The sequence below is a fragment of the Capsulimonas sp. genome (genome assembly GCF_039929585.1).
Taxonomy (GTDB): Bacteria; Armatimonadota; Armatimonadia; order Armatimonadales; family Capsulimonadaceae; genus Capsulimonas.
Window position 1 is genome coordinate 1 of sequence record NZ_JBDSQY010000270.1, and the last position, 11,970, is coordinate 11,970.

Annotated in this window: 8 protein-coding genes; 3 read left to right on the forward strand and 5 right to left on the reverse strand. The window is 60.3% G+C overall.

Annotated features, from left to right (window positions below; translation table 11 throughout):
* Together ABIZ35_RS20420 and ABIZ35_RS20425 are read left to right on the forward strand one after the other, a co-directional pair.
* Nucleotides 1-711, forward strand: a 711-nt coding sequence (locus ABIZ35_RS20420; RefSeq protein ID WP_348221769.1) for an ArsB/NhaD family transporter, incomplete at its 5' end; no start/stop codon positions are given.
* Nucleotides 712-866: 155 nt separating this feature from the next.
* Entirely contained in the window at nt 867-4,595 is a 3,729-nt protein-coding gene (locus tag ABIZ35_RS20425; RefSeq protein ID WP_348221770.1) for an IPT/TIG domain-containing protein, read from the forward strand.
* A 142-nt stretch (nt 4,596-4,737) separates the two neighbouring features.
* On the opposite strand, the gene ABIZ35_RS20430 is transcribed toward ABIZ35_RS20425, so the two are convergent.
* From ABIZ35_RS20430 to ABIZ35_RS20440, 3 genes are read right to left on the reverse strand one after another with little or no spacing between them, the layout of a single operon-like run.
* Nucleotides 4,738-5,259: an inorganic diphosphatase gene (locus ABIZ35_RS20430; RefSeq protein WP_348221771.1), complete on the reverse strand. Its 522-nt coding sequence runs from the start codon at nt 5,257-5,259 to the stop codon at nt 4,738-4,740.
* 21 nt (nt 5,260-5,280) lie between these two features.
* Nucleotides 5,281-8,286, reverse strand: a complete 3,006-nt coding sequence (locus ABIZ35_RS20435) for a SpoIIE family protein phosphatase (RefSeq protein WP_348221772.1) — start codon at nt 8,284-8,286, stop codon at nt 5,281-5,283.
* Nucleotides 8,287-8,338: 52 nt separating this feature from the next.
* Nucleotides 8,339-8,560 (reverse strand): hypothetical protein, encoded by a 222-nt coding sequence (locus ABIZ35_RS20440; protein ID WP_348221773.1) that lies wholly within the window; start codon nt 8,558-8,560, stop codon nt 8,339-8,341.
* Nucleotides 8,561-8,935: 375 nt separating this feature from the next.
* On the opposite strand from ABIZ35_RS20440, the gene ABIZ35_RS20445 reads away from it, so the two are divergent.
* Nucleotides 8,936-10,063 (forward strand): transposase, encoded by a 1,128-nt coding sequence (locus ABIZ35_RS20445; protein WP_348221774.1) that lies wholly within the window; start codon nt 8,936-8,938, stop codon nt 10,061-10,063.
* A gap of 88 nt (nt 10,064-10,151) precedes the next feature.
* On the opposite strand, the gene ABIZ35_RS20450 is transcribed toward ABIZ35_RS20445, so the two are convergent.
* Complete coding sequence (locus tag ABIZ35_RS20450) at nt 10,152-10,739, reverse strand: TIGR00730 family Rossman fold protein (RefSeq protein ID WP_348221775.1); 588 nt, start codon at nt 10,737-10,739, stop codon at nt 10,152-10,154.
* A gap of 57 nt (nt 10,740-10,796) precedes the next feature.
* The coding region (locus ABIZ35_RS20455; protein WP_348221776.1) for an XdhC family protein at nt 10,797-11,970 on the reverse strand (1,174 nt) is incomplete at its 5' end.

Consider the following 11,970-nt stretch of genomic DNA (forward strand, 5'->3'; position numbering starts at 1 on the left):
TTCTTATTCCTCAAGCTTTTTCGCAAAGAAATTCCCGAGATGTACGCGCTGAAAGGGCTGCCGAAACCGGCCGAAGCGATTGCCGACGCTTCTTACTTCCGCGTATCTTTACTTGTACTAACCGGGGTGCTGATCGGCTACTTTGTTGGCGCTTTGCTCGGCGTTCCTCCGTACGTCATCGCCTTCGCGGGATGTCTGGTTTTGATTGTCTGGGGCAAGTGGCGTAAGCGCGTTTCCCTGCGCCGTTTGTCCCGTCATGTCTCCTGGTCGCTGTTTCCGTTTGTCGTGGGACTCTTTGTCGTCGTGCGCGGAGTGGAGAACTTGGGACTGCCCGCCATCGCCGCGCGGGGCCTGGCGATGGCGGGTGGGTCTTCGGCGGCGCAGATTGGCGTGACGGCGTTTGGCGCGGGCGCGGGAAGCAATGTCGTGAACAATATCCCCATGGCGCTGCTGGCGATCTCCTCGCTGCACGCCGCGCATGCCGGCCCCGCCGCGCAGTACGGGGCGCTGCTGGGCTGTAACTTAGGGCCGAATTTGACGGTCGCAGGGTCGCTCGCGACAATGCTCGTCATCTCCAACGCCCGCAAGCGCGGCGAGGATATCGGCGCGGCTGATTTCTTCAAAGTCGGATCGATTGCAACCCCTCTGATCTTGACAGCCGCCGGCTTGGGACTGTGGCTGGCGCTTTTTCTCGCAACGCGAGAATTTTAAATCTTCATGAACATTCAGCATTGCAAATAGGCTCAAGGCGACTGTCTGCTATGCTAAAATAATCTTAAGCACTTCCGATCGCTCGTTTGAGCGGTCATCGTCTGCAGGCAGCGTTCTTTCGCCTGTATCTCGCCACTTTCAAGGACATCAAAATTATGGACCGCCGTCTCGCTCCATGGAGTCGCACGCTTACACTACTTCTTCTCTGTGCTTTCTTGATGCTAGCCGCCGCCGTGTTTTCGCCGCGCGCACACGCTGCTTCCGGTCCGCTGACGCTGTCGTTCGCGCCGGCCACTGTCTTTGGCGGCGGTCTTGCCGTCGCTACCGTGACGCTTAGCCAGCCGGCTCCCGATCTCCCCGATCCGAACGTCAGCGGTCCGAACGGCGCGTATGTTCGGATCTCTAAGGACGATGGGGGGAACGCTGTGTATTTTACCGGCGCTGATGTTCCCGTACACTACGTTTACATTCCCGCCGGACAGACCGTGGGGACGTTTTCCGTGCAGGCGAGCAGCGTTTCCTCGCCGGTCTTGGTGTACTTTACGGCGCAGGTTTTCGGAGGGGGGACATCAGCGGTATTGGCCGTCAAACCGTTTGACCTCGCCTCGCTGACGCTGAATCGTCCGACTGTGGGAGCGGGAGGACATCTGACCGCGACGCTGACGCTCACCGGTCCCGCGCCCGCGCTTCCCGGCAGTAACTATCCTGGCTATGTGTATATCCGTTTGACGTCCAGCCAGGCGTCCACCGTCTTCACCAATACCAACTATCAGGGGAACGGCGCCTTATTGATCCCTGTCGGAGCGACATCGGTGACCTTTGACGTCACTCCGGGAGCTGTGAGCGTCGACACGCCGATCACCATCACGGCGACATATAATTCATCTCTGACTGCATCCTTTACGGCGCTGACTATTCCCGCAGATACGACCATCCCCGTCACCACCCTGTCGCTGTCCGGAACTACCGGCAATGGCGGCTGGTATGTCGCTCCGGTATCGGTCACGCTTTTCGCGACCGACGCAGCCGGGCCGCAGGATCTCGCCGCGACTTATTACACGCTTGATGGCGTACAGCACCTTTACTCCGGAACGTTCCTGGTGACCGTCGACGGCGCACATGCGCTGACATATTGGAGCGTCGACCGCTCAGGCAACACCGAAATCGCCCACACGCAGCCGCTGAATGTCGATCAGACGGCCCCGTTCTTTACCTTCGGCCCACTGGACCCGGCGCCGAACGCCGCCGGATGGAATAACAGCGTGGTCCATCTGTCCTACACCGCGATGGATGCGACGTCCGGCGTCCTATTCACATGGCCGGGAACGACGCTGGACTTTATTGGCGAAGGCGCAGGGCTGCAATGGGGCGTCTACGCTATCGACGCCGCAGGAAATCCGGGCTTTGGCCCGTCGACGGCGGTCAATATTGACTGGACTGCGCCCATCACCACGGTTTCCGTATCGGAAACGCAGGTTACGTTCGTTTCTACAGATGCGCTTTCTGGAATCGCGAACACCTATTATACGATCGACGGCGGCGCGCAGCAGACATATACCACGCCCTTCACCGTCACTGGCTCCGGCATCCACTCCGTTTCGTATTGGAGTGTAGACATTGCCGGCAACGTCGAAGCGGCGCAATCCTACAGCCTGACCGTCAATCCAGCACCCGTCGCCGGGAGCCTGGCTCCATCCAGTATTGCGGGGGGCGGACCGGACTTTACGCTGACTGTCAACGGCTCGAACTTCGTTGGCTCCTCGCAGGTTTTATGGAACGGCGCGGCGCTCGCTACCGCTTACGTCTCGGCGACTCAGCTTACCGCCACGGTTCCCGCAGCGAATATCGCCGCCGATGGAAGCGCTCAAATCTCTGTCATGACCCCCGCTCCGGGCGGCGGCGTCAGCAATAGCCTGACCTTTACCATACAGGCTCCGCAGCGGATTGATTCCATCAGCCCTGGTGTAATCTACACCGGCAGCGCGGACACAACTGTCTATGTCTCCGGCGCGGGTTATGTCGCCGGTTCAGTCGTGACCTGGAACGGATCGGCGCTCGCCACGACATTCGTCTCGACGACCAATCTTACGGCGGTCATCCCGGCGTCGTACCTCGCCTTGCCCGGGAGCGCGACGATTGCGGTCACGAACCCAGGATTTGGTCCTTCCAATACGCTGCCGATGCAGGTCGTTGCGTCGCAGCCGCACATTGACTACACCAGTCCGAACAGCGCAATCGCCGGCGGTGCGGCGTTTATGCTGTACGTCAACGGTTCGCAGTTCCAGCCTGGCTGCACGATCAGCTGGAATGGGATTGCGCTCGTGACGACTTACCAATCGGGAGTGGTGCTCACGGCTTCGATCCCCGAGTCGTATATCGCCACGGCGGGAACGGCGTCCATTGTGGTGACGTCACCGATCGGCGTCTCTTCGAACACATTTGCGTTTCCAATCAACAACAATCTGCCGATTCTCTACACGATTACGCCCTCCACGGTGAACGCGGGAAGCGGGGATATCACGCTCGTTGCGAGCGGAGGACAGATGACGCCGGTCTCCCAAATTTGCTGGAACGGAACGCCTTTGCCCACGACATATATCGACGTCTTCAAGGTCTCTGCGACAATTCCAGCGTCCAAATTGACCACTCCTGGAGCGGCGACGATCACCGTGACGGCGCCCGCGCCCGGAGGCGGGACGAGCGCCGCGCTCACCTTCACCATCGCCGCTGGTCATCCTCCGGTGACGACGGCAAGCCTGAGCGGAACCCTCGGGGCTAACGGCTGGTACACCAGCGGCGTCCAGATGACGCTGTCCGCGACCGATCCGGACGGGCCAAGCGACGTCGCCGCGACTTACTATTCCATCGACGGCGGCGCGCAGCAGACGTATGCGGCGCCGTTCGCAATCGCGGCTCCTGGGACTCATGCCGTCGCATATTGGAGTGTGGACAAGTTGGGTAACACCGAGGCGCGCCACACACAAACCGTGAAGATCGATTCGGCGGCGCCTGTGACGACGAGCGCGGTCAGCGCCGCCCAGGTCACTCTCTCCGCGACCGATGTGGGTTCGGGCGTCGCGGCGACATATTACACGATCGACGGCGGCGTGCGGCAGACGTACGCCGCGCCGTTCACCGTGACAGGCGTGGGAGGGCACACGATCACTTACTGGAGTGTGGACGCCGCCGGTAACACGGAAACGTCGCACTCGCTCAGCGTCACAACCAACGCCGTACCGGTTCTGACGGCAATCAGCCCGGCCGCCGCGACCGCCGGAGCATCGGCGCTGACGTTGACCGCGACGGGAACTGGCTTCATCAGCGGTTCTACAGTCAAGTGGAACGGGACAGCTCTAACCACGACCTACATCTCCGCGACCAGTCTCACGGCGGCGGTCCCGGCGTCGCTCCTGGTGACAGCGGGAACCGCCAGCGTCACCGTGGCCAGCCCCGCGCCGGGCGGCGGAACAAGCATCGCCAAAACATTCACCATCACGGCGCCCGCCGGAAACGCGACCGTCTCGGCGCTCGTGACCTCGGGCAGCGGCCCGTACTATGGTGAAGAGCAGGTCAATGTCTCCAGTACGAAGACGATCACCGCGCTTTCCGTGACGATCACGGTCCAGAAGACGACCGGCGTTCGTTACCAGGGCCAGTACGGCAACTTCCCCGGCGGCGCCATGACGCTGAGCAAAGTGGAAGACTCTAGCAAGATCGTTTACACATATGCGCTAAAGTCGGGAAAAACGCTGAACGCCTCCAGCAGCTGGCTCAGCGCCGCCCAATTTGGCGGTAATGGAACGGTGCATCCATACACCGGCGATACCTACAGCGTCAGCGTCACCAGCAATGGCGCCACGCAGACATTCAATGGCCACTTCTAAAATCGTTCGTTAAAACAAACACCAGCCGCCCGCTTCATATCGAAGTGGGCGGCTGGTGTTTGTTTTGGATGGAAGTCGTTTCCCAGGCTGAAACCCAACTACTCGGTTATAATCGCCAGGGAACGATACTCCCGGGGCGTGACTATGCCTCTACGCGATACTCCGGCAGGAGACATTCGTGGATCTCTTCCATCGCGGCCTTGGCGTCTTCCCAATCGCCGACTTCGACTTCGCGGCCCTCCAACTCGGTGTAAGTGGCGAAGAAGTGCCGAATCTCCAGCAAGCGATGCGAGGGGATATCGTCGATGTCGAAGGTCTCGGCGTAAAGTGGGTCGGCGACGGCGACGCAGAGGACTTTGTCGTCGCGCTCGCCTTCCTGGCGCAGGCGCAGGATGCCGATGGGGCGGACGCGCATGATGCAGCCGGGGAAGGTGGGCTGGTCGATCAAGACCACCACGTCCAGCGCGTCGCCGTCCTCGGCGAGCGTGCCGGGGATGAACCCGTATTCGGCCGGGTAGGCGACCGATTGGTAGAGGACACGGGAGAGGGCGACGCCGCCGAATTCTTCGTCCCATTCGTACTTATTCTTGCTGCCGCGAGGAATTTCGATGAGCGCGGTGACGCTATTGCCCTCCAGATGGGGCTTCATATCCGACTTATTCATAGGGGCGCTCCTGTGTCGATTTTATGCGGATGGGGTGCGGGCGACCAGCGTCAGCAGGCAAATGTCGTCCCGCTGGCGCCCTTGCGAGTGTTCTTCCGCGCCCGCGACGATGCGTTTCGCGATGGCGTCCGCATCGGCGCCCTCCGGCGCCGAATTGATAATTCTAATGATACCCTGCGTGTTCAGCAGATCCTGCCGCGTAACGCCGGCTTCGGAGATCCCATCGGTATAGAGAACCAGGGCGTCTCCTGGCCGGAGCCGCGCCGTGAGTTCTTCGTAAATTGACGTCTCCGCGATGCCGAGCGGCGGCGCGATGGAGTCGAGAGCCTCCGTCGCGCCCGTTTCCGCGCGTCGCAGCAGGGCCGGCTCGTGGCCACAGGAGATGTAGTTGAGTATGCCGGTTTCGGTATGGTATACCCCCACAAAGAGCGTGACAAAGCCCGCAAGCAGGTCGCGCGTCGTCAGCATTTCGTTGAGGCTCGTAATCGCCTTCGCGAGGTTTTGTTTGCCGTACAGGACACAGCGCAGCATGTTACGCACCGTCGCCACCTGGGCGGCGGCGGCGAGACCTTTGCCGGAAACATCGCCGATGATCACGGCATGCGTGTGATCACCAATGGCGAAGAGATCGTAGAAGTCGCCGCCGATGCGCGATTCCTGTAATGCGGCGCGATAATACGAGCCGACATCCAGACCGAGCACATCGCTTGGAATGGGAGGCTGCAAGGCTTCCTGAAGCGTGGAGGCGATGGTGTGCTCGCGCTGATGAATGCGCGCCGATTCCACCGCCAGGCGAACCTGAGTGGCCGCTGTCTCCACAATGCTGATCTCATCGCGCGTCCAGGAGCGCTGCGCCGTGGACATCGCGACCGTGAAAAACGCGGTCAGGCGATCGTCATCGAAAAACGGGACGCTGATGAATGAGTGGGTGCCGGCTTTCTGGAACCGTTCCGCCGTTTCCAGCGTGAGGCCGGATCGCTGGAGATCTCCCACGGCGATGGTGGATCGCTCCCGGTAAATTTCGTCCAGGACTGCTTTGTGCCGAGAAAGGACATACTCGCCGGCGACGGAATGAAGACCTTCGGCGCGCCAGTCGCCGCCGGTGCGGATCAGATCGTGTGCGGCGTCGACGAAACTTAGGAACGCACGGTCGACGTTCATCCCCTGCCCGAGCGTTTCCAGTGTCTTTGCCTGAACGATATCGGGATCGCTGGATGTCCGGGCGGCCTGGCTAATTTGATTGAGCAGGAATTCACGCGCATAGGAGGCTTCCAGCTGTTCCTGTGCGCGCTGTCGCTCCAGCAGCTCGTCCTGAGCGGCGCGGTTCAGCCGCGCATTTTCCACGGCGAACCAAGTGCGCTCCGCGACTTCCTCCAGCAGCGAAACCTCCCGGGGCGTCCAATCACGCGGGACGCTGGAGAAGACCGAGAGAGCGCTGACGGGCAGTCCGTCTTTCAGCATCGGGATGCTGACATACGCATGGACGCCGAGCTGAAGGAGCGTTTTGGAGTATCCACCGGCGATAAAAGGGGATGTGGCGACATTCGGGTTGACGCTTGTTTTGCCAGACATGAGCATGTCCAGCGCGGCGGGACCAAAGCTAGACAGCGGCGCTTCCCCCTGAACTCCAATCGCGTAGCCGTCGTGGTAATCTCGATAGCCATACATCAGATCGCGTGCGATATCCACTTCGGCGTATGTGCAGCGGGCCACTTTCAAATGACGGCCGACAGCATTGACCACCTGCCAGAGCAATTCCTCAGGATCGCTGGAGTGGCGGCGGAGGCGGTCCACGAGATCGGTCAGGAAGAGCTGCTCATCCGCCGCCAGCTGCTGCTCATGGATGTCCGTGGCGGTTCCGAACCATCGGGTGATATTTCCGTGATCGTCGATCAGCGGAGATCCATGCACGAGGAACCAGCGGTAAGCGCCGTCCGCGCCGCGCAGGCGAAACGGATGGCGAAAGGAGGATAAACTTTCTCCCGCCGTGCGCCAGGCGAAGTTGATTGCGGGAAGATCTTCCGGCAGAACGAAGGCGTTGATCGAGGTGCGATCGTCGGACGGTTCGAACGCATAGCCAGTGTAATCCGTCCAATGGTGGTTCATGTACTGCATCATGCCGTCGGCGTCGGCCATCCAGACGATATGTGGGATTGTTTCGGCCAGCAGACGGTACTGGTGCTCGCTTTGGCGCAGCGCTTCGCTGATCTTGGCGCGGTCGGTGATGTCGTTCACCACCGCCACAAATCCGCGCACGGTTCCTGCTCCATCGAATTCCGGTACATAGACGGCGTGAAGCGTGCGCATTTCGCCGTCCAGAGCCTGCCATTGACGTTCGTAGGCGGCGTTTTCACCCCGCAGCGCCGCCTGAATGTGCTCTCGCAGCTGAGCGTAAAGCACTTCTGGGACGACTTCCTCGACTCGCATTCCGTAAATATCGCGGGGAGCCTTGCCGAACCATGCGGCGTAGCTTTTGTTGCTGAACAGATAACGTTCGTCCCGGTCGATATAAGCGATCAGCGTCGGGGCGGCGTCGATGATATGGTGCAGCTGGTGCACGCGTGACCAGAGCTCCTCCACGGCCTCACGATCCTGCGCGGAATCACGGATGGACACGACGAGCGCTTCCGGGTGGGAGGTGTTCGTTTCGGGAATGGGACTGAAGGTGAAGGCGAGTTCTCTCGGACTGCCCGCCACGTCCAAGATGGCCATTTCGCGAACGATCTGGCCGGACGTGAACGCATGGGCGCAGCTGTCCTCGATCATCGTCACGAGGTCGGCCGGCAGCCCGAGTTCCGAGCCTGTTTTGCCGAAGATGTCGCCAGGCGTGCATTGAAGCGCCGCCGCGCCCGCGTCGTTGGCGAAGAGGTGACGACCCTGGCGGTCCACCACGAAGATTTGATCGGTCAGTGCGGAAAGAATCGGGTGGGGAGGGTAGGAAGAGGGCTGGGAATCCGAGACAGGATCGCCTGAAGACCTGTTGTCTCCTCCGCCCGCCGATTCTCCCAACAACTCTGTATCATCCATTGGAACGTTTATTCCATAATTGGAAGCGAATTCCCTTTGACTTTATGTCTCGTTATTCGCTCAGCCAGCTTGCGCGCGGGCGGACACGATCCTGCTCCATCACAATTGTTGTTCCGGTCGAGCCTGTGAGCAGCCAAAGCCGATCGACGCAGGCCAGAATCAGCTTGAATCCTTGGCCCAGTGTGCCGGCGGTTGTGTATCCTTTTTCCAGGGTCGCGCGTGGCAGATGCTCCACCGCGATCCCCCCGCCTTGATCCACCACCCAGACCTGCACCCGGTCTTCGCCGATACAGACGCCTCCGCGACCGTCGCGAATCCATGCAACCGAAGTGACACTGAGTTCATATCGATGATATTCCCCTCGGCGTCACCGACCATCAGGCCTTCGGTCATACTGGAGATGACTGCTTAGGCGATATCAGCGCGATGGAACGGCGTGCCCAAAAATTAGTCTTTCTGAAGAATGAAATATCTACTGCGATCTGAATTTAACGAAAAGCGCGGAAGTCTTCCCCATTCATGGGGGAGATGGATAGCGCATCGTCCTTCTGAGGACGATCCATCACTTTCTACAGATTGGTATCGCGACAAACTGTAAAAGCCTAACAGTAAAGTATAGAAGCCTAACAGTTTCGGATATACTATACGCGTGAACCGCAACTGTCTAAAAATCAGGCTCTATCCCGATAGGGCGCAGCAGCGCTCGTTGGAAGCGACGCTCGAAACCTGCCGCCTTGTCTACAACAGCATGCTCAACGACAGGAAGTTCCAATACGACACCGCCCAAGTCTGCGTGGGCCGATACACGCAGCAAGCCTATCTGCCCAAGTGGAAGAAAGACCATCCCGAACTCAAAGCCGTCTACAGTCAGGTCCTGCAAGACGTGGTTCACCGTGTGGAACTGGCGTTCAAGGCGTTCTTTGACCGGGTGGACAAAGGCGAGACGCCTGGTTTCCCCAGGCTCAAAGGCGAAGGGCAATACGACAGCATCACGTTCACACAGAACGACAGTTTCAAGGTTGGAGACAGCACGATCCGCCTTGCCAAAATTGGACAGGTGAAAGCCAAACTCCACCGCAGACCCTGGGGCGAACTCAAAACCTGCACGGTCAGACGTATCAATGGCAAGTGGTTCGCCTGCCTCTGCCAAGCGATTGAAGCCGAACACCTTCCCCCGTCCACGGAAGCCATTGGCATTGATTTGGGCCTCAAAACTTTTGCGGCGCTCTCCAACGGCGAATTGATCGAGAACCCGCGCTTCTTCCGCAAAGACGAGACGGCGCTCGCCAAAGCGCAGCGCAAACTCGCCAAACAAAAGCGCGGCTCGAAGGCTCGGCGGAAGGCGCGCAAGGTCGTTTCTCGGATCCATGAGCGCATCCGGAACCGGCGTCACGACTTCTGCCATCAGCATGCAAGACGCATCGTCAACCGTTTTGGGGTGATCGCCATCGAAAAGCTGACCGTCAAGAATATGCTGGGCAATCACTGCCTCGCCAAGTCGATTGCGGACGCTTCGTGGTCACAATTTCGTTCAACCCTCACGTCGAAGGCTGAAAGCGCCGGTCGTGAGATAATCGCGGTCAATCCTGCTTATACTTCTCAGGACTGTTCGGGATGCGGCTATCGTCCTGATGGGACGGATGGCCGTACGAAGAAGAAGTTGTCGGATCGCTGGCATCTGTGTCCGATGTGTGGTCTTTCTCTGGACCGCGATACCAACGCCGCCGTCAACATTTTGGCTCTGGGACAACAGAGCCTCGCTGCCGTGGCAGCGTAGAAGCCAGGCCATTTATGGACTGGAGTTGTCACTGGTACCCACTCGGATACGTATTCCGAACGTGGGTGCGTCAGTGGGGGCAAGCGGCCTAGTCTTTAGCAGTGTGGCGGTCAATCCATTTGTCGTATGGCTGCACGGGGTTTGCGGTGAGGAGGTCCAGAAGACGGTCGGGATCGTCGTTTGTCAGCAGCATCCCACGATGCCGGGCGTGCAAAAAACGTTCTGCCACGGCGTGGTCGAGCAGTGCGATCAGTGGATCGAAGTAGTGGGCGATATTGAGCAGGCCCGACGGCTTGAGATGCGTTCCGATCTGGCTCCAGGTGAGCATCTCGAACATCTCATCCAGCGTGCCATAGCCGCCGGGCAGCGAAACAAAGGCGTCGGACAGCTCCGCCATCATCGCCTTGCGCTCGTACAGCGTATTTACGGTGTGCAACTCCGTGAGACCTTGGTGCGCGATCTCCTTGGCGACCATCGAATGGGGAATGATGCCGGTCACGCGTCCGCCCTCCGCCAGCGCCGCATCCGCGACCGCTCCCATCAAGCCCACATTGGCTCCGCCGTAGACTAGCTTCCATCCACGCCGAGCAATCGCCGCGCCGAGGGCTGTCGCCGCCTGGCGATACTCGGGCCGCGCTCCTTCATTCGATCCGCAAAAAACGCCAACGCTGTTCATTATCGCTCCTCGCCCGGCAAAAGATCTCTCTCTATTATGGCGTATTTGGCGGCAATGTTACCGGACGCAGGCGTGGTGGGAGAGGGAAGCGGCCTCTGAAGGCGTAGATGAGTTGGTTTCGAAGGAATGAATGGCGCCGAGTCGGTCGCGCAGCGCGCCGCCGACGCGGCGGGACATCGCCGCCTGAATTTCGGCGACGATGGACAGGGCGATCTCCTCGGGCGTTTCGGAGCCGATATCCAGTCCCGCCGGGCTATGAAAACGATCTCGCTGCTCCGGCGTCAATTCCAAACGCGCGTCGTGCAGATCGCTCCAGACCCGCTGCGCGCGCCGGCGCGATCCGAGCAGGCCGACATATCCTGCCGGCGAAGGAAGCATCTGAGTCAGCAGCGCCAGATCCCATTCGTAGTTGTGGGTCATCACCACTGCGGCGGTCCGCGCGTCGAAGGCGATCGTGTTGAGAAGACGTTCGCGCGGCGCGGTGACGAACGCGGCGCCCGGGACCAAACTCGGATCGAGAGCGTCCGGGCGCGGATCGGCGATGGTTACGCGCCAGCCCATCCGCGCCGCCATCTGCGCCAGGGGGACGGCTCCCGACGCCGCGCCGCAAATCACGAGCGCGACCGGCGTTTGAATCGGCTCAATCAGGACTTCGCAGCTGCTGTGCGCCGTTTCATAAATGCAATTCCGCCGGACGCCGTTGTCGATCGCTGCACGCGCATCGTTTTGAATCGCCGCGATAAGCTCGCTGTCTTCGATATCGGTTGCGCACTCGCGGCCATCCATCATCAGGCGCATTCCCAGCAGTTGCTTTCCATCGCCGCGCATTTGGAAGACCGTCGCCAGCGCGCCCGCCCTGCGTGCGTCCATACACTGAGCCAGATAATTCAAAGACGGCGCCGCGCGCTCAATTGGCTCAATGAGAATGCCGATGGCGCCGTCGCACCCCGCTTCAAAGATCAAATCCCCATTCGCGCCCCGCGCATCATAGCGAACGTACTGTGAAACGCCGGTCTCCATCACAAGCCGCGCCCGCTCGGCGACATCAGCTTCCAGGCAGCCGCCGCTGATCGCGCCAACGCGGGAGCCATCACTGCGCACCAGCATCCGCGCGCCCGCGCGCCGATAGGCGCTGCCCTCAGTTTTGACAACCGTAGCAAGCGCAGCCGGGGCGTTCGCAGCGGCGATGTCTCGGTAAGCGGCTATGATGGACTGAAGTTCATTCATGGTT